Origin of the sequence: Marinimicrobium sp. LS-A18, assembly GCF_000463525.1 — a bacterium.
GTDB lineage: Bacteria > Pseudomonadota > Gammaproteobacteria > Pseudomonadales > Cellvibrionaceae > Marinimicrobium > Marinimicrobium koreense.
On sequence record NZ_AWEP01000002.1, the window covers coordinates 1,233,404 to 1,249,947 of the forward strand.

Here is a 16,544-nt window from a genome sequence, read left to right on the forward strand (position 1 = left end):
CCAACAGCCTCAACCCAAGTTATCGTTATACTGCGACACTATTGTTAACGTTTTGCGTTAACGTTTGGGTAAATACCCAATTGGGTCAACGGGTTTCCCATCACGCCGAATTTCAAAGTGCAGGCGCACACTATCGGTGCCACTGGAACCCATTTCGGCAATCACCTCTCCTGCTTTTACCGCGTCACCTTCGGCTACCTTCAGGCGACGGTTGTGGGCATAAGCGCTGAGGTACGTGTCATTGTGTTTGATGATCACGAGATTGCCATACCCACGCAGCCCGCTGCCCGCATAAACCACTTGCCCGGCAGCAGCTGCTCGTACAGAGTCTCCCAATTTACCGCTGATATCAATACCCTGATTGAGCCCCGTAGAAGCGCCGAAGGCGGCAATCACCCGCCCCTTCACGGGCCACCGCCAATCGGGGTTGCCCGCAACCAGGGCCGGGGCGGCGGACGCCTTTGGGCGAGATGTTTTATTTTCTTGACGGGCAGCAGGCGCTTTAGGGGTCGGCTTACTGGCGACTTTGGGGGGCGTCGCCCGTGGAGAGGGCCTGGAAGGCGCGGCCATATTATGCACATCGAGGCGCAGTGTCTGGCCGGGGTAAATGGTGAAAGGTGGGCTGATACCGTTGTGCTGAGCCAGTTTCCGGTGATCCACATCGTAGCGCCAGGCAATGGAATAGAGCGTTTCTCCGGCGCTCACCCAGTGCTTCTGAATCTCCCGACCCGGCGGCTGGCCCCGCTCCACCACATCCGCCCGCTGGGAAGCGCAACCTCCCAGAACCACCAAACTGATCAATATATAAATCAGTCGGCTGTATTTTCTCCAGCGGTGGGTTGACCAGTCCTGCATAAACACACTCACGTTAAGGGCTGATGCGAAGGCCCCGTTTATTTGGATTCGCAATTAACGCCGGGCCCTTATTAGAAAATACTCTAAAATACGGGTTGCCACTGTGAATTATTAATGAGTCGACCGCTTCGCCCAAAATTCCAGGGCGAGCACCAGCAACAGTCCCAACGCCATGAGAACCAGAACCATTGCTGTCTGTGGGTCAGACCCGACAATATTCTCATAGTGCCACGGCACCAGGTTTTCCTGAACCAGTGGCACCTGCTCACCGTGACGGTCGGTATAGGTCTCCAGGGTATGCTTCCAGGGCCAGATGATATTCAACGAGCCCACCAGAAAACCGGTCAGCACCGCCAATGTCCGGTCATGATAATGCCGCAACAGCCCGCCCAGAAAGTGGGAAAATAACAACAGGCCGGTCACACAGCCCGCGAGAAAGCACGCCAGTATCCACCAGTTCAGATCCACCACCGCCTGGATAAACACCGGGTACATCCCCATCAACAGCAACAGGAAGCTGCCGGAAACACCGGGAAGGATCATGGCGCATATGGCAATGCAGCCGGCCAGGTACACCATCCACCACTCGGCGGGCAGTTGGACCGGCTTGCCTACCGAGATTGCCAGCGCCACCAGAGTGCCAATGCCCAGGCCCAACCATATGACCGGAGAGCGAAGCGGCAACTGTCGGCCGATATAGACGACCGACGCCACCACCAGCCCGAAAAAGAACCCCCAGACCAACAGGGGATGAAATTCCAGCAGGTAGTGCACCAGATTGGCCAGGGAAAAGATGCTGAGCAGTACACCGCCGAAGACTGTCAGCAGAAAGCCGCCGTTGACGTGGCGCCAAAAGGCGGCCGTACCCTGCCGCCGCCAGATACCCAGCGCCGCAGGCGTCCAACGCCGCAGTGAGTCGATCAGTTCTTCGTAGATACCGGATATGAAGGCAATGGTCCCGCCGGAGACACCGGGAACCACATCAGCCGCCCCCATCGCCATCCCTTTCAGGCACAGAATCAGTCGGGCTTGCAGGGTCATGGGAGTCCTTGTCATGGGGCAACAAAATCAGACATGAAACGTCAGCGGCTGGTGCCGGAGAGCAGCGGAACGAATTTGACCGGCTCGAGCACCTGGGTCACAAAGTTCTCGCTGTCACCATCGCGAATGATCAGGTTGAGGGATTGGGTCTGATCACCCACCGGAATCACCAGCACGCCGTTTGGCGCCAATTGATCCAGCAACCCCTGGGGCACAAAGCGCGGGGCGGCGGTGCTCAGGATACCGTCAAACGGCCCCGCCTCCGGCCAGCCGAAACCGCCATCGGCGTGCTTGAGGTGAACGTTGCGCAATCCCAATTCCCGCAGGCGCTCACGGGCCTTATCCTGCAGAGGCTTGATCCGCTCGACGCTGTACACTTCGTCCACCAACTGCGCCAGGATGCTGGTCTGGTAGCCTGAGCCGGTGCCCACTTCCAGCACCTTGTGCAGTCGTTTACCGGCGGCACCGAGCAGAATTTCCGTCATTCGAGCGACGATATAGGGTTGGGAGAGCGTCTGGCCATAACCGATGGGCAGCGCGGTGTCCTCGTAGGCGCGGTGGGACAATGCTTCATCCAGAAACCAGTGCCGGGGCGTGTTGCGCAGGGTGTCCAGCACCTGCAGATTGGTGACGCCCTTGTCGGCCAGCCTTTGCACCAGACGCTCCCGCGTGCGCTGGGAGGTCATTCCCACACCTTCCAAATTAAGACTCGTCACTGCGTATTTCCCCGGAATTCTAGCCGTCAATATTGTTCTGATGAAAAGCGATCACTATAGCACAGTGGCGCCCCGAGCTGCTTCCATCTGGGTGGTATCGAGCTGGGCCAGCTCCGCCAGCAGTGCGGTGGCAAAGGTCCCCGGCGGCAGGGCAAAAGACATCACCAGGTCGCCCTCCTCCCAGTGCCACGCCAGACCCTGTGGGTTTAGTGCCAGGGCGCGTCGCTCCTGGTTCAGGCCAACATGCTCCAGGCCGTCGCACCAGGCTTTCCAGGGTGCCAACACCCGGGACTCCAATTGAGCGGTCTGGGCATCACTCATCAGCCGACCGCGGCCCCAGAGTGGGCCGGAAGGTTCATCCTGCGGTTCGCCCGTAAGGCGCTCAAGCCAGGTACCCTCACGCACACGTTCCGCCAGCACCTGATTGAAAAGCCAGGAGCGGGCAGCGGACATCACCATGCCCCGCTGCTGGCGGTTCTTGATACGCTCACCGTCCACCAACCAGCGCTGCGCCTGTTGCAAATTGCCCGCGTCACGGCCAAAGCGCTGCCCACCAAAGTAGTTGGGTGCACCCTGCTCCGCCACCCGGGCCAGCGTCTGCTCAAGCCGCTCCAGGGCGCCCTCCTCCAGGGCCTGCACGTTCCGCAGTCGGATGACAAAGTGGTTGGCCTGGTGCTGGCCCCGGCGCAGCTTGCGCGAGTGACGGGAGCAGCTGAGCACGGTGGGGCCGGTCTGTTCCAATGCGGTCCAGTCGGGCTCCACGGCTTTGGGTTGATAGATACTGAACCACTGTGTGGTCACCGCGTGGCGATCCTTCAGGCCACAGTAACCCACATCCCGACTGGTGACACCGGCACAGCGCGCCAGTTGCCCGGCCACCCAGGCGGTATTGTCACCGCGTTTGCGAACCTGAACCAGCCAGTGTTCGCCCTCGCCCTCAGGCTCAAACCCGAGGATTTCGTCCACCTGAAAATCTTCCGGTGTCACCCGAAATCCGGCGGACACGCGGGGGCCGCCCCAGGCGGTGGGCATTCGGATGTCAAACTCGGGGGTCATGGCTTCTCCCGGCCAAAGTGTTGCAAAAATCGTCGTTCAAGCCACCAGTCACCCGGGCCCTGCCAGAATCCGACGTGGCCACCAGTGCGGGGCGCTTCAAAAATCAGATGGTCATGGGCCTCGGCTTCCTCGGTCGGGAAACAGCGATCGTTGAAGAAGGGGTCGTTGCGCGCGGTAACCAGCAGGGTGGGAACGCAGATATCCCGCAGAAAAAATCGGCTGCTGCAGCGGGCGTAGTAGTCGGCCGCATCGCGAAAGCCATTGAGGGGGGCCGTGTAGTGTTCATCCAGGGCCCAGAGGGTTTTCATCTGCTTGAGTCGCTGCAGATCGAAATGCCCGGGAAACTGGGCGGCCTTGGCTTTGAGCCGGCGCTTCATCGAGCGGACAAAGTGTTTGTGGTACAACCAGTTGCCCGGACGCTCCAGAGTCAACACGCACGCGAGCAGGTCCAGCGGCACCGAGGCCGTAGCCGCCGCCTCCACACCGCGCTCGCGTGCCGCCTCGCCCTGCTCACCCAGCCACTTCAGGGTGACATTGCCCCCGAGCGAGAAGCCTCCCAGATGCAGGCGAGGAAAGCCCGCACCGGTGGCCCAACTGATCACCGCGTCCAGGTCATCACTACAGCCGGAGTGGTAGATGCGCGGCGTACGATTGAGTTGGTCACCGCAACTGCGCAGATTCCAGGCGAGTACCGACCAGCCCCTGGCCAGCGCCGCCCGGGTCGTCCCGAGGATGTAACCACTGCGGGCACTGCCTTCCAGGCCGTGGGAGAGAATCAGCAGCGGAGCATCCGGTTCAGGGCTGCGATACAACTCGGCGTGCAACTGGTCGCCATCGGGCAGGTCGATATCCACCGGCTCGCCGGTCAGTGTCAGACGACGAATATAGCGGGGCACCAGTGTCTGGAGATGTCCGCCGGGCAGCCATGTTGGTGCCCGGTAATCCGCGTCATTTACCGGCATACGGAAAGCGTCCTCAGGGTTGTTGCGGCTCGAGCAGCACCACCGCCTGAGCGGCGATGCCCTCTTCCCGGCCGGTAAAACCCAGCCGCTCGGTGGTGGTGGCCTTGATGTTGAGCTGTCCCGTGGTGCAGCTTAGATCATCCGCGATCCGCTCAATCATGGCGGGGACGTGACGGGCCATTTTCGGAGCCTGGGCAATCACCGTCATATCCGCATTGACCAACCGCCACCCCTGCGCCCGGACCTTGGCGTAAACCATGCGCAACAGCGCCCGACTATCGGCGTTTTTGAAGCCCGGATCGGTGTCCGGAAAATGCCGACCGATGTCTCCCAGGGCGGCAGCGCCCAATAGCCCATCGCATAGTGCATGCAGCAGCACGTCGCCGTCCGAGTGGGCGACCAGCCCCCGGTCGTGCGCAATGGCCACACCACCGATCACTACTTTATCGCCCGGCCCGAAGGCATGCACATCGAAGCCCTGTCCCACTCGCATCAGTGTTGCTCCTGTCTCTGTAAAATCGCCTCGGCCAGAGCCAGATCCTCCGGCCGGGTCACTTTGATATTGTCGGTGCGCCCTTCAACCATCAGCGGCTGATAGCCTGCCAGCTCCATCGCCGATGCCTCATCGGTCACCACCTCACCTTGCCCCAGGGCCCGGGCCAGACACTGGTGCAGCAACTGGTAGCGGAACAGCTGTGGCGTCTGCGCCTGCCAGAGTCCTCGCCGGTCGCAGGTATCGAGAATCACGTTGAGGGGACCGACACGTTTGAGGGTATCCCCCACCGGAACGCCGAGAATGCCACCGACCGGATGATTGGCGGTGTGTCGCCGCAGGCTGGCTATGGCACTTGGCGTGATGCAGGGACGGGCGGCGTCGTGCACCAGAATCCAGTCCTCCGCCTCGGCTTGCAGGGTCAGGTAGTTCAGGGCGTTGAGCACAGAACGGCTGCGTTCGCTGCCTCCGTCCACAACCGCGATCCGGGCATTGCCGGCCAGCGGCAACTGCTCCCAGTAAGGGTCGGTCGGGCTCAGCGCCAACACCACTCCGGCCAGGTCGGGAATGGCCAGTAGACGTTCCAGCGTATGTTCCAGAAGGGTTTTGCCTCGCAGCCGCAGATACTGCTTGGGCAGATCTGAACGCATGCGGGTGCCGATACCCGCTGCGGGAACAATGGCCCAGCAAGGATTCGAGGCATCGGAACGGCGGTGATTGCCCATATACGTTTCCGAAGACGTTTGAGGTCGGTTTATTCTTGGGGGTCGACGACCATGAAGAAAGTTTCGCCGTCGCGGATCATGCCCAGATCTTCTCGGGCCCGCTCTTCGATGCTGTCCAGCCCTTCCTTGAGTTCATCCACTTCCACGGCCAGCCGACGGTTGCGCGCTTTGAGCCGCTCGTTGGCCAGCTCCTGCGCCCGAATGTCGCGGTCCAGTCGCGTCACGTCCGCCCAACTTCCTTCTGCAATCCACAAGCGGTATTGCAGGGCGGTGAGTAGCACTATCAGGATGGCCAACAGAATTTTCATTGTTACCAGCTCCTGGTTAGTGGATCGTGGGGTAGATGCTCTCGGGTAAGCGGTGGATGACGCGCTTTGCGCTTATCCACCCTACATCGCTGCGGTTACGGCGGATCGTTTGGGTTACGGCGGATGCGGCCTTTGGCCTTATCCGCCCTACGCAAACCACGGTGCCATCCGTAGGGCGGATAAGCGAAGCGCATCCGCCGTAACCTTACCTTCTTACGCCTTGAATTCCGCACGGCCCTTGTACGGCGCCGAACCATTCAGCTCCGCTTCGATGCGCAGCAGGCGGTTGTACTTGGACACACGGTCGGAACGACACAGAGAGCCGGTCTTGATCTGACCCGCTGCGGTCGCCACGGCCAGATCGGCAATGGTGGTGTCTTCGGTTTCACCGGAACGGTGGGAGATCACCGCGGTGTAACCGGCGTCCTGGGCCATCTTGATCGCATCCAGCGTTTCGGACAGCGAGCCGATCTGGTTGAATTTGATCAGGATGGAGTTACCGATCTTCTTGTCGATACCTTCCTGCAGAATCTTGGTGTTGGTCACGAACAGGTCGTCGCCCACCAGCTGAACCTTGTTGCCCAGCTTCTGGGTCAGGTAGGCCCAGCCGTCCCAGTCGCTCTCATCCAGACCATCTTCGATGGAGATGATCGGGTACTTGGCCGACAGGTCTGCCAGGTAATCAGAGAACTCTTCGGCGCTGAACACCTTGCCTTCACCAGACAGGTCGTACTTGCCATCTTTATAGAACTCGGACGCGGCGCAGTCCAGTGCCAGGGTCACGTCTTCACCCAGTTTGTAGCCGGCATTGGCCACGGCCTGACCGATGACCTGCAGAGCCTCTTCATTGGAAGGCAGGTTGGGTGCGAAACCACCTTCGTCACCGACCGCGGTGCTCAGGCCTTTTTCGTTCAGCACTTTTTTCAGGGCGTGGAAAATTTCCGCACCGGTGCGCAGCGCTTCGGAGAAGGTCTTGGCGGAAACCGGCTGAATCATGAATTCCTGAATGTCGACGTTGTTGTCGGCGTGCTCACCGCCGTTCAGGATGTTCATCATCGGTACCGGCATGGAGTACTTACCGGCGGTGCCGTTGACTTCAGCAATGTGCTGGTACAGGGGAATGCCCTTGTCGATGGCAGCGGCTTTGGCAGCGGCCAGGGACACGGCCAGGATGGCGTTGGCGCCAAACTTGGACTTGTTCTCGGTGCCGTCGGCATCGATCATGATTTTGTCCAGCGCGCGCTGATCGGCGGCGTCTTTACCCACCAACAGATCTTTGATGGTGTCGTTGATGTGGCCCACGGCCTTCAGTACGCCCTTGCCCAGGTAGCGGGACTTGTCGCCGTCGCGCAGTTCCAGTGCTTCGCGCGAACCGGTAGAGGCGCCAGAGGGGGCGCAGGCGGAGCCTACGGCACCGCTTTCCAGAATGACTTCAGCGCTGACGGTCGGGTTACCGCGACTGTCCAGAACTTCGAAAGCTTTGATGTCGACAATTTTACTCATGCGTAGATTGCTCCGTTTGCCAATAAATAATGAAAAAGGGTTCGTTACTGCGTTCGTTACTGAATATCCAGTGGCGGCAACTGCTTCACCACATCGTCAATGGCTTTGATCTGGGCCAGGAACGGCTCCAGCTTGTCCAGCGGCAGCGCGCTGGGCCCATCACACTTGGCGTTATCCGGGTCCGGGTGGGCTTCCAGAAACAGCCCCGCCAGCCCCACAGCCATACCCGCACGGGCCAACTCGGCGACCTGATGACGGCGCCCGCCGGAGGCTTCACCCAGCGGGTCACGACACTGCAGCGCGTGGGTGGCGTCAAAAATAATCGGCGCCCCGCCGCTGACTTCCCGCATGGTGCGAAAGCCAAGCATATCCACCACCAGGTTGTCGTAACCGAAGTTGCTGCCGCGCTCACACAGAATGATCTGGTCGTTGCCGCACTCGCGGAATTTCTCCACGATATTCTTCATCTGGCCCGGACTCAGAAACTGCGGCTTCTTGATGTTGATGACCGCCCCGGTCTTTGCCATGGCCTGCACCAGGTCGGTCTGGCGTGCCAGAAAGGCGGGCAACTGAATCACATCACAGACCTCCGCCACCGGCTGACACTGATACTGCTCGTGCACATCGGTAATGACCGGCACACCGAAGGTGTCTTTGATTTCCTGAAAAATCTTCAGGCCTTCTTCCATGCCCGGGCCGCGAAAGGAATGGATGGAGGAGCGGTTGGCCTTGTCAAACGAGGCCTTGAACACATAGGGAATGCCCAGCTTTTCGGTCACCTTGACGTAGGCTTCGGCCACCTGCATTGCCATGTCCCGGGATTCGAGGACATTCATGCCACCGAACAGGGTAAAGGGACGTTGGTTGCCCACCGTCAGCTTGGCAATGGCAATATCTCGATCAGTCACAGCGTTCTCACTCTATCGTTGGCGGGCCCCGCAGGGCCCGCGAGGCGGATCAGGAGGATTGGTTGGTCAGCGCGGCGCGAACAAAGCTGGTAAACAGCGGGTGGCCGTCGCGCGGCGTGGAGGTGAATTCCGGGTGGAACTGGCAGGCGACAAACCAGGGGTGATCCGGCAGCTCCACCGCTTCCACCAGAGTATCGTCCGCCGACCATCCACCGATGCGCAGGCCGGCTTTCTGCAGCTGGTCCACGTAATTGTTGTTCACTTCATAGCGATGCCGATGGCGCTCGACAATCACATCCTTACCATAAATGTCCCGGGTCTTGGAGCCGGCCACCAGACGACTCTCCTGACCACCGAGGCGCATGGTGCCGCCCAGGTCGGAGGTTTCGTCGCGCTGCTCGCGGCGTCCACTGTTATCCACCCACTCGGTAATCAGGCCGATCACCGGGTCCGGGGTATGCTTATCAAATTCGGTGCTGTTGGCGTTTTTCAGGCCGAGCACGTTGCGGGCAAACTCAATCACCACCGATTGCATACCCAGGCAGATCCCCAGGTACGGCACCTTGTTCTCGCGGGCATAGCGCACCGCCATCAGCTTGCCTTCGACGCCGCGGTTACCAAAACCGCCGGGCACCAGGATCGCATCCGCTTCGCGCAGCAGGCTGTCGCCCTGCTCTTCCAGTTGTTCGGCGTCCACGTATTGCATGTTCACTTTGGTACGAGTGTGAATGCCAGCGTGAATCATCGCCTCGATCAGGGATTTGTAGGCATCCAGCAGCTCCATGTACTTGCCGACCATGGCGATGGTGACTTCGTTCTCGGGATGCAGCTTGCCATCCACCACGCGATCCCACTCGCTCAGGTCCGCCGGACCGCAGTCGAGCTCAAACTGCTCGACGATAATGTCGTCCAGGCCGAATTCGTGCAGCATGCGCGGGATGGCGTAGATGGTGCCGGCATCCGGCAGCGGGACCACCGCGCGCTCATCCACGTTGGTGAACAGGGCAATTTTGCGGCGGGAGTCTTCATCCACTTCCCGCTCGGAGCGACACAGCAGAATATTGGGCTGCAAGCCAATTGAGCGCAGCTCTTTCACCGAATGCTGGGTCGGTTTGGTCTTGGTCTCACCGGCGGTGGCAATATAGGGCACCAGAGTCAGGTGCATCAGAATGGAATTCTTGGGGCCCAGCTCGACTTTGAGCTGACGCACGGCCTCGAGGAACGGCTGGGACTCGATATCCCCCACGGTACCGCCGATTTCCACCAGCGCCACATCGGCATCCCGGCCGCCTTCGATAATCCGGCGCTTGATTTCGTCGGTAATGTGGGGAATCACCTGAACGGTGCCGCCCAGGTAGTCACCGCGGCGCTCTTTGCGCAGCACGGTTTCGTACACTCGACCGGTGGTGAAGTTGTTGCGACGGGTCATTTTGGTGCGAATGAAGCGCTCGTAATGCCCGAGGTCCAGATCCGTCTCGGCCCCGTCTTCGGTGACAAACACCTCGCCGTGCTGAAAAGGGCTCATGGTGCCCGGATCCACATTGATGTAGGGATCCAGCTTCATGATGGTGACGTTCACGCCCCGAGACTCAAGAATTGCCGCCAGAGAAGCCGAGGCAATACCCTTGCCCAAAGACGAAACCACACCACCGGTAACGAAAATATATCGCGTCATGTAAAACCTTGTTCAGTACGATCGAGGGACAGACAAATACCGGACGCCAACGCTGTGCTTGTCGTTGGGGTATTTCTCTTCAGGACGGGGCGCCAGAGTACCAGAAAGCCGGGATAGCCTCAATCAAAAGTTGTACCACCTCAGGCGGTAGCCCGGCTGGCCCGGGGCCGCCGAGAAGCCCTTACAGACCCACAGATCTCCGGCGGCCACCAGGGTCTCGCCGCTGTAAACCAGCGGCAGCCGGGCCCGCCACCAGGGGGCCAGGGCGTACTCCTGCAGCAGCTTCTTCAGGGTCTGTGAGTGGGCCCGTCCCTCGGGCTGGCAGCGTTCACCCCCCTGACGCCACCGAATGGACAGCTCCGGCAGCCCCGCCGCCAGGCGGGGACCATTGCCGCCGAAATCCTCCCTTTCAAAGACCAGAACAGCGCCCCCCGGCAACTCCACCCGCCCCGCTCCACTCAATTCCACGGGGATAGGCTCCGAAGGCAGAGGGGCCTCAAGCGAGGTGCTGTTCAGCAAGTACAGGCCCTGACGAAACCGCCGCAACGCCCAGCCCTCCCAGGCCACACACGCCCCGGCGTCCTCCCGCCCGTCAATCAACTGGCGATCGACCTCCGCCAATCGATCACGATTCAACCCGGGCACCCCACGCTCTCTGAGCCAGACCCGCAGCACCTGATGGCGCCGCGCCGGCGACAGGCCCTGTAACCCCGGAAGACTGAGCACCCACCCCGCAGCAGCGTGCGAATCGGCAGACTCAGGCGTCAGACGCGCCAGATCCTCCCGCGCGTAGTCCTCCAGCAACACCTCGGACTCGGCACACAGAGCCGCACTCTGCCCCCAGCCCTCCACCAGATGCGGCCAACGCTCCCGCAACGCGGGCATGACCCGGTGGCGAAGGAAGTTGCGATCAAATTGCAGATCGTCGTTGCTCTCATCCTCAATCCAGGATAAGCGGTGACTGCGGGCATAATCTTCAAGCTCGCGCCGGTTCACGCCCAGCAGCGGACGCCAGAGCTCCCCGGCACCCAACGGCCGCCGCGCCGCCATCCCCGCCAGCCCCCGAACCCCGGATCCGCGCCCGAGGCGCATCAGCAGGGTTTCCACCTGATCGTCCCCGTGGTGGGCGGTGAGCAGTATCTCATTGGGCTGGAGCTGTTGAATGAACGCCTGATAACGCGCTTCACGCGCGGCGTCTTCCAGTCCCTTGCCGTCTTTCCGAACATCGACGGTCACCACGTCTAAAGGCACGCCGAGCTGTTCACACAGTGTTTCGCAGTGACGCTGCCATTGGTCGGCATTAGGAGATAAGCCATGATGAACATGCACCGCCCGCACCCCCGAACACCGACGCGCCACCGCATACAGCAACACGCTGGAATCCAACCCACCACTGAGCGCAACGCAGTAGCGACGATCTTCTGGAAGTGTTTGGATGGACTGTTTTAAGGGCATCTCAGTTACTGTGAAAGTATTGTCTTTACATTGAGTCCGGCGGGCAGGCGGTATACCGGTTCGAGACCCGCCGTGAACCCATCCATGGGGGCTTCTCGTCGACATCCATGTCTCGGCTTTGGCTTCCTGCGTCGCTCTAACACCTACATCCATGTAGGCGTCCGAGAGTCTCGAACCGGTATACCGCCTGCCCGCCTCAGTGCCAACCTGAAATCCTGCAGCAACGTCTCAACCAGTGGAGACAGACAGTATGAAGCTCATCGGTTGGCACGTAGGCCTCGGCAAGGTGAACCCTTTGGAGACTCTCGGAGGCAGGGAGCCGACGAGAAGCCTACAGGGATGTATTCACGGCGGGTCTCCAAAGGGTTCACCTTGCCGAGGCCGGACGCTCCAAGAACCTCGAAGTCACAAAACCGAACCACATTGATAAACCGCCAACGATCACTGACAATGAAGGCATTGTCACCGTTTGGTTAGGGGTTGTCCACGACCACCCACCGAACGACTCAACCAACCGCGACAGGACTCCTATGGCTACCACCGCCCCCTACGGAAGTTGGGCCTCGCCCATCAAAGCCCAGACCCTCACCCAGGGCACCGTCCGCCTCAGCGAACCCGCCATCGACGGCGACGACATCTACTGGCTCGAATCCCGCCCCAGCGAAAAAGGCCGCAGCGTACTCGTGCGGCTCAACGCCCAGGGCCTGCGCCAGGATGTTACCCCCCATCCCCACAGCGTACGCACCCGCGCCAACGAATACGGCGGCGGCAGCTACTGCGTACAGGACGGCGTCGTCTACTGCGTACTCGACAGCGATCAACGCATCTATCGGCTCATCGGCAAAGAGCTCACCGCTATCTCCCCCGAAGGCGATTATCGCTATGCCGACCTCACACTGGATAGCGAGCGTCAGCGTCTGATCTGTGTGCGTGAAGATCACACCGACAGCGGTACCGAGGAGAAAGCGGAGATTGTCGCCATCGCACTGGACGGCAGTGGCGAAACCCGGGTGCTTGCCTCCGGTGCGGATTTTTACAGCAACCCGCGCCTGAGCCCCAATGGAACCCAGTTCTGCTACCTGTGCTGGAATCACCCCAATATGCCCTGGGACAGCACCGAGTGCCATCTGGCGGAGGTGTCCGAGGATGGGGCGCTGAAGAATGTCCGGATGATTGCCGGGGGCGAGGACGAGTCGGTGTTTCAGCCGCAGTGGGCCCCGGATGGTGAGTTGTATTTTGTGTCGGATCGCAACAACTGGTGGAACCTGTACCGCTGGACCGGGGAGGATGCGGAAACCCTGTGTCACCTGGACGCGGAGTTTGCCACTCCCCAGTGGGTGTTCGGCATGTCCACTTACGATTTTCTCGGCCCCAATACCGTACTGTGCACCTACACCCAGGAAGGCTACTGGCTGTTGGCGCGGCTGGACCTGACCCACGGTAGTCTGACCCGGATCGAGACCGGTATGACCGACATCAGCTCCGTGCGCTGTGGCGGCGGCAAGGGGCTCTTCCTGGGGGCCAACGCGCAGCACAACACCTGCCTCTGGGCCTTCCGGCCCGAGGGCACCGAGGCGCTGGTGCCGCTGGCCCGTTCAGCGTCGACGGACCCGGACCATCATTATCTGTCCAACCCGGAACCCATGACCTTCGAAACCGCCGATGGCGAAGAGGCGCACGGTTTCTATTACCCGCCCCACAATCCCGACTTTGTGGCACCGGAAAGCGAACGCCCGCCGCTGCTGGTGATGTGCCACGGCGGCCCCACCGGCGCCACCCAGACTGCCCTGAACCTTAAAATCCAGTTCTGGACCAGCCGCGGTTTTGCCGTGCTGGATGTCAATTACCGTGGCAGTACCGGTTACGGCCGCCGTTATCGCGAACGACTCAAGGGCAACTGGGGTGTGACCGATGTGATCGATGTAAGCAGCGGCGCCGAGGCCCTGGCGCAACAGGGGCTGGCGGATCCGGAACGCTGCGCCATTCGCGGCAGCAGTGCCGGGGGCTACACAGTGCTGGCCGCCCTCACCTTCCGTGACACTTTTCAGGCCGGCGCCAGCCTCTATGGCATTGGCGATCTGGAAGCCCTGGCCCGGGATACCCACAAGTTTGAATCCCGCTACCTCGACACTCTGGTGGGCCCCTACCCCGCACAGCAAGCCGTGTATCAGGAGCGCTCCCCGATCAGGCACATTGAACAACTCCAGTGCCCGGTGATTTTCCTGCAGGGTGAAGAGGACAAGATCGTTCCCCCCAACCAGGCCGAAGCCATGGTCAAGGCACTGACCGACAAGGGCATCGCCAACGCGCTGGTACTGTTTCCCGAAGAGGGCCACGGTTTCCGCCAGGGCCCGAACATCGAGCGAGCCCTGGAGGCCGAGCTGTATTTTTATGGCCAGGTTTTCGGTTTCACGCCAGCCGACAACATTGAACCGGTGCCCATCGCTCACCTGAAGGAGATCCACTGAGTATGGGCCGCTGGCGTCCCCCCGCCCCCCGAAGCTCGCCCTACATCACGCCGACGGGCGCCCGCCGGCTCAAGGAAGAGCTGACCCAACTGTGGAAGGTTGAACGCCCGCAGGTCACCCAGACCGTGCACGAGGCCGCAAAAAACGGCGACCGCTCGGAAAATGGCGATTACATCTACGGCAAAAAACGCCTGCGGGAAATCGACCGCCGGGTGCGCTACCTGAGCAAGCGCCTGGAAAACGTGACCATTGTCGATCGCCTGCCGGAGGACCGGAGCAAGATCTTCTTCGGCGCCTGGGTGACCCTGGAAGATGAAGACGGTGAAGAACGCACCTACCAGATCGTCGGGCCGGACGAGTTTGATCTCAGCAAGGGCCAGCTCAGTGTCGACTCGCCGCTGGCCCGGCAGCTACTCGGCAAGCGGGTGGACGATGAAGTGGTGGTGCGCACCCCGGAGCATGGAGAGCTGGTGTACTGGGTGGCGGCCATTGAATATCGGGCGTATGAGGATGCGCTTCCGTAGGGCCCCGCGAGCCCGGAGCCCTATTGGTGCACTTCCCTGTGCCGCTTCCCTAACTCTCCCGCTTGCGCAAAGTCTCCCGCACTTCCAGCGCATCGTAGCTGTCGCCTTCGGTGGGACGCACTCCCTTACCCAGGCGGATTTCCAGGATCACCTCCGACTCCGCTCGATCACCCGAACGAATCTCGGCACTGTAGGTGGTGGAGGGGCGGGAGCGAGTGGAACAGCCGAGCAGACCGCAGCTGCGCTCCCACTCCCGGGTGCGGCTTGCGCCCAATTTGCTTCCTGACTCCCGCTTCTCGCCATCCACCTGCCGATCAACAACGACAAACCAATCGTGGTCCGCCATCAGGGTCAGCTCGGCGGCCCGCAGCAGAGCGTAATCCATGGCTTCGAATTGGGTATCGCCGCGCATTCTGAACGACACACGGTAGCGGTTATCGGCAATCTGGCTTTCCCGGTAGCCGTAGCCGCCGTCTGAGGCAGGCTGGTAGACCTCAGGTGCCGCGCAGGCGCTGATCAACACAGCCATCATCAGAGCGAGTATTGGCGTTTTCATACACTACCTCCCGGTTATCTGGTCAAGGGCTTTAACGATTGTCCCGATGGCCTCTGGCTACGGCTGCCAATCGCCTTCAATCAATTGTTTTTCCTGCTCCGGTTCAATAATGCCGCCGTCCATCATCTGGTCCAGCGCGCTGTCCAGCAATGAACCACCGCTGGCGGTCTGATAACTGCCGGGCGCTGCGGCCGGCTGCCGAACACTGGCCAACTCTTCCCAGCCGGCATCGGCCTGTTGGGCTCGGCAGGCAATGTGTTCCGAGCGCTCTCCCGCACCGGTCACCGAGTACTGCCGGCAGTGCTGTCCATCGCGATTGACGAAGGTGAGGCGGGGGGTAATTTCCCGACCGTCGGGCAGAGTTTCACTGGTGCCGCTGGGCAGCGTTTCCAGACGCTCGGCGACGGACTGGAACGCATCGGCCTGCGGATTCCCGGCGTTGTCGGTGATCTCGGCCAGCCCGAACCCGAACGCCAGCGCAATAGCAGCGGCAATACCGGTTTGCGCATTCAGGGCCTGACGGGCCCGGCGCCACAGGGGAAAGGCAATCACCTGGGCGGACTCGGCCTTGGTGTCGTCCTCCGCCAACAGCTTTTGTACACCGCTCGGCAGCGGCCGTTCATCAATGGCGTGGGCGCGCTCGCGTACGCGTTTGTCCACGGCACTCAGCTCCGCGAGACGGTCTGCCAGTGCCGGGTCTTCGGCCAGCCGGGCGCGAACCTGCTCCATTTCGGCCGGGGGCAGTTCGCCGTCCAGAAAGGCCGACAGGGTTTCATCGTTGATGTTCATGCGCTGGTCCTCGCAACAGGTGAATTCAGGCTTTGTATAAGAGCGGTTCGGGCGCGAGCCAGGCGGCTCATCACCGTGCCCGGGGGTATTTCCAGCGTGGCGGCCGCCTCCTTGTAGGACAGGCCCTGAACCGCCACCAGCGACAACACCAGGCGCTGGTCGTCCGGCAGTTGATCCATTGCGCGGCTGACCTGGTCGAGCTCGACTTCGCTCGACATGGCCCGCTCTCCATCGACGATTTCGCGCTCCTGCAGCTGTGGATCAAAGGTCGCTTCCTGACGGACCTTCCGGGAGCGGTAACCGTCGATCCACAAATTCCGGCAAACCCGGAACAGCCATTTCGTCAACTCCACTCCTTCGGGTACAGTGCGGTTCAGCGCTCGCTCTACCGTGCTCTGCAGCAGGTCGTCGGCATCGTCCATCGACCCGGTGAGCGAGTAGGCAAACCGCCTCAGTTGAGGCAATACCTCGGTCAATTCGCTTTTCATAGACAGCACCTTTCTGTTGTAC

At 61.1% G+C, this 16,544-nt stretch carries 17 protein-coding genes; 2 read left to right on the forward strand and 15 right to left on the reverse strand.

What is annotated here, in order from left to right:
- Positions 1 to 57: 57 nt before the first annotated feature.
- From N645_RS0105450 to tilS, 12 genes are all read right to left on the reverse strand, one after another.
- A complete protein-coding gene (locus N645_RS0105450) occupies positions 58 to 705 on the reverse strand; it encodes a peptidoglycan DD-metalloendopeptidase family protein (RefSeq protein WP_238559203.1) in 648 nt (215 codons plus the stop codon).
- Between the two features lie 261 nt (positions 706 to 966).
- Positions 967 to 1,896, reverse strand: coding sequence for a DUF368 domain-containing protein (locus tag N645_RS0105455; RefSeq protein ID WP_238559204.1), 930 nt, complete (start codon positions 1,894 to 1,896; stop codon positions 967 to 969).
- A 41-nt stretch (positions 1,897 to 1,937) separates the two neighbouring features.
- Complete coding sequence (locus tag N645_RS0105460) at positions 1,938 to 2,582, reverse strand: protein-L-isoaspartate(D-aspartate) O-methyltransferase (RefSeq protein WP_036159888.1); 645 nt, start codon at positions 2,580 to 2,582, stop codon at positions 1,938 to 1,940.
- 84 nt (positions 2,583 to 2,666) lie between these two features.
- Positions 2,667 to 3,668: a tRNA pseudouridine(13) synthase TruD gene (gene truD / locus N645_RS0105465; RefSeq protein ID WP_024460505.1), complete on the reverse strand. Its 1,002-nt coding sequence runs from the start codon at positions 3,666 to 3,668 to the stop codon at positions 2,667 to 2,669.
- Complete coding sequence (locus N645_RS0105470) at positions 3,665 to 4,630, reverse strand: YheT family hydrolase (RefSeq protein WP_024460506.1); 966 nt, start codon at positions 4,628 to 4,630, stop codon at positions 3,665 to 3,667. The genes truD and N645_RS0105470 overlap by 4 nt, the downstream gene beginning before the upstream one ends.
- Positions 4,631 to 4,643: 13 nt before the next feature.
- The gene (gene ispF / locus N645_RS0105475) at positions 4,644 to 5,123 is read right to left on the reverse strand and encodes a 2-C-methyl-D-erythritol 2,4-cyclodiphosphate synthase (protein WP_024460507.1); all 480 of its coding nucleotides are present in this window, start codon (positions 5,121 to 5,123) and stop codon (positions 4,644 to 4,646) included.
- On the reverse strand, positions 5,123 to 5,848 hold the full coding sequence (ispD, locus tag N645_RS0105480; RefSeq protein ID WP_024460508.1) for a 2-C-methyl-D-erythritol 4-phosphate cytidylyltransferase: 726 nt from the start codon (positions 5,846 to 5,848) through the stop codon (positions 5,123 to 5,125). The genes ispF and ispD overlap by 1 nt, the downstream gene beginning before the upstream one ends.
- A gap of 29 nt (positions 5,849 to 5,877) precedes the next feature.
- Complete coding sequence (gene ftsB, locus N645_RS0105485) at positions 5,878 to 6,156, reverse strand: cell division protein FtsB (RefSeq protein ID WP_024460509.1); 279 nt, start codon at positions 6,154 to 6,156, stop codon at positions 5,878 to 5,880.
- Positions 6,157 to 6,369: 213 nt separating this feature from the next.
- Positions 6,370 to 7,659, reverse strand: coding sequence for a phosphopyruvate hydratase (gene eno, locus N645_RS0105490; RefSeq protein ID WP_024460510.1), 1,290 nt, complete (start codon positions 7,657 to 7,659; stop codon positions 6,370 to 6,372).
- Between the two features lie 56 nt (positions 7,660 to 7,715).
- Positions 7,716 to 8,567, reverse strand: coding sequence for a 3-deoxy-8-phosphooctulonate synthase (gene kdsA / locus N645_RS0105495; protein WP_024460511.1), 852 nt, complete (start codon positions 8,565 to 8,567; stop codon positions 7,716 to 7,718).
- A 49-nt stretch (positions 8,568 to 8,616) separates the two neighbouring features.
- On the reverse strand, positions 8,617 to 10,242 hold the full coding sequence (locus N645_RS0105500; RefSeq protein ID WP_024460512.1) for a CTP synthase: 1,626 nt from the start codon (positions 10,240 to 10,242) through the stop codon (positions 8,617 to 8,619).
- Positions 10,243 to 10,365: 123 nt separating this feature from the next.
- Positions 10,366 to 11,697 (reverse strand): tRNA lysidine(34) synthetase TilS, encoded by a 1,332-nt coding sequence (gene tilS / locus N645_RS0105505; RefSeq protein WP_024460513.1) that lies wholly within the window; start codon positions 11,695 to 11,697, stop codon positions 10,366 to 10,368.
- A 530-nt stretch (positions 11,698 to 12,227) separates the two neighbouring features.
- Between tilS and N645_RS0105510 the strand changes: the two genes are divergently transcribed.
- Together N645_RS0105510 and greB are read left to right on the forward strand one after the other, a co-directional pair.
- Positions 12,228 to 14,165: a S9 family peptidase gene (locus tag N645_RS0105510; protein ID WP_024460514.1), complete on the forward strand. Its 1,938-nt coding sequence runs from the start codon at positions 12,228 to 12,230 to the stop codon at positions 14,163 to 14,165.
- Positions 14,166 to 14,167: 2 nt separating this feature from the next.
- Positions 14,168 to 14,689, forward strand: coding sequence for a transcription elongation factor GreB (greB, locus tag N645_RS0105515; RefSeq protein ID WP_024460515.1), 522 nt, complete (start codon positions 14,168 to 14,170; stop codon positions 14,687 to 14,689).
- 49 nt (positions 14,690 to 14,738) lie between these two features.
- Here greB and N645_RS0105520 read toward each other — a convergent pair whose 3' ends face one another.
- From N645_RS0105520 to N645_RS0105530, 3 genes are read right to left on the reverse strand one after another with little or no spacing between them, the layout of a single operon-like run.
- Positions 14,739 to 15,245, reverse strand: a complete 507-nt coding sequence (locus N645_RS0105520; RefSeq protein WP_024460516.1) for a hypothetical protein — start codon at positions 15,243 to 15,245, stop codon at positions 14,739 to 14,741.
- A gap of 57 nt (positions 15,246 to 15,302) precedes the next feature.
- Positions 15,303 to 16,034, reverse strand: a complete 732-nt coding sequence (locus tag N645_RS0105525) for a hypothetical protein (RefSeq protein WP_024460517.1) — start codon at positions 16,032 to 16,034, stop codon at positions 15,303 to 15,305.
- Complete coding sequence (locus N645_RS0105530) at positions 16,031 to 16,522, reverse strand: RNA polymerase sigma factor (RefSeq protein ID WP_024460518.1); 492 nt, start codon at positions 16,520 to 16,522, stop codon at positions 16,031 to 16,033. Before N645_RS0105530 ends, N645_RS0105525 begins: the two co-directional genes overlap by 4 nt.
- Positions 16,523 to 16,544 lie beyond the last annotated feature (22 nt).

Coding starts and splice junctions, on each gene's coding strand:
- N645_RS0105530 (WP_024460518.1), bottom strand. CDS start 16,522: ATGAAAAGCGAATTGACCGAGGTATTGCCTCAACTGAGGCGGTTTGCC.
- truD (WP_024460505.1), bottom strand. CDS start 3,668: ATGACCCCCGAGTTTGACATCCGAATGCCCACCGCCTGGGGCGGCCCC.
- N645_RS0105500 (WP_024460512.1), bottom strand. CDS start 10,242: ATGACGCGATATATTTTCGTTACCGGTGGTGTGGTTTCGTCTTTGGGC.
- N645_RS0105525 (WP_024460517.1), bottom strand. CDS start 16,034: ATGAACATCAACGATGAAACCCTGTCGGCCTTTCTGGACGGCGAACTG.
- eno (WP_024460510.1), bottom strand. CDS start 7,659: ATGAGTAAAATTGTCGACATCAAAGCTTTCGAAGTTCTGGACAGTCGC.
- greB (WP_024460515.1), top strand. CDS start 14,168: ATGGGCCGCTGGCGTCCCCCCGCCCCCCGAAGCTCGCCCTACATCACG.
- N645_RS0105520 (WP_024460516.1), bottom strand. CDS start 15,245: ATGAAAACGCCAATACTCGCTCTGATGATGGCTGTGTTGATCAGCGCC.
- N645_RS0105470 (WP_024460506.1), bottom strand. CDS start 4,630: ATGCCGGTAAATGACGCGGATTACCGGGCACCAACATGGCTGCCCGGC.
- ispD (WP_024460508.1), bottom strand. CDS start 5,848: ATGGGCAATCACCGCCGTTCCGATGCCTCGAATCCTTGCTGGGCCATT.
- tilS (WP_024460513.1), bottom strand. CDS start 11,697: ATGCCCTTAAAACAGTCCATCCAAACACTTCCAGAAGATCGTCGCTAC.
- ispF (WP_024460507.1), bottom strand. CDS start 5,123: ATGCGAGTGGGACAGGGCTTCGATGTGCATGCCTTCGGGCCGGGCGAT.
- N645_RS0105460 (WP_036159888.1), bottom strand. CDS start 2,582: ATGACCTCCCAGCGCACGCGGGAGCGTCTGGTGCAAAGGCTGGCCGAC.
- N645_RS0105510 (WP_024460514.1), top strand. CDS start 12,228: ATGGCTACCACCGCCCCCTACGGAAGTTGGGCCTCGCCCATCAAAGCC.
- ftsB (WP_024460509.1), bottom strand. CDS start 6,156: ATGAAAATTCTGTTGGCCATCCTGATAGTGCTACTCACCGCCCTGCAA.
- N645_RS0105455 (WP_238559204.1), bottom strand. CDS start 1,896: ATGACCCTGCAAGCCCGACTGATTCTGTGCCTGAAAGGGATGGCGATG.